Source organism: Janthinobacterium violaceinigrum (assembly GCF_009208555.1).
GTDB classification, from domain to species: Bacteria; Pseudomonadota; Gammaproteobacteria; order Burkholderiales; family Burkholderiaceae_D; genus Janthinobacterium; species Janthinobacterium violaceinigrum.
This window is the reverse complement of record NZ_WFLI01000114.1, coordinates 1-445: the sequence shown is the minus strand read 5'-3', so window position 1 is coordinate 445 and position 445 is coordinate 1. Positions and strand designations below refer to the sequence as shown.

The 445-nt window shown below is 62.9% G+C and carries 1 protein-coding gene; it reads left to right on the top strand.

Annotated features, from left to right (window positions below):
• A partial coding sequence (locus GCN75_RS28875; RefSeq protein ID WP_152285379.1) for a hypothetical protein occupies positions 1 to 445 on the top strand: 445 nt, incomplete at both ends.

Here is a 445-nt window from a genome sequence, read left to right as displayed (position 1 = left end):
ACGCGGGCAGCCTGGACAACCGTGCCGGCAGCCTGGCGCAGACGGGTACCGGCCTGATGACGGTGAACGCTACCGGCCAGCTGGACAACACGGGCGGCAAGATCGAGGGCAATGGCGATGCGCTGGTCAACGCTCAGGTATTACTGAACAGCACGGGCCGCATCGTGGCGGCGCAGGATGCCACATTGAACGTGGGCAGCCTGGACAATACGCAGGGCACGGTGGCGGCGGGACGTCATCTGCAGCTGTCCGGTGGCGACATCGACAATACCAAGGGCCAATTGCAAGCCGTGGCCGGCAACGCCACCTTGAATGTGGCGAACTTGAACAATACCGCAGGCAACGTGTTTGCCGGCGCCAACTTGAGCAGCACGCTCGATACCTTGAGCAATACGGGCAGCCTGTATGCTGCCGGCAACCAGACTTTGACCACCAGCGGCGCCAT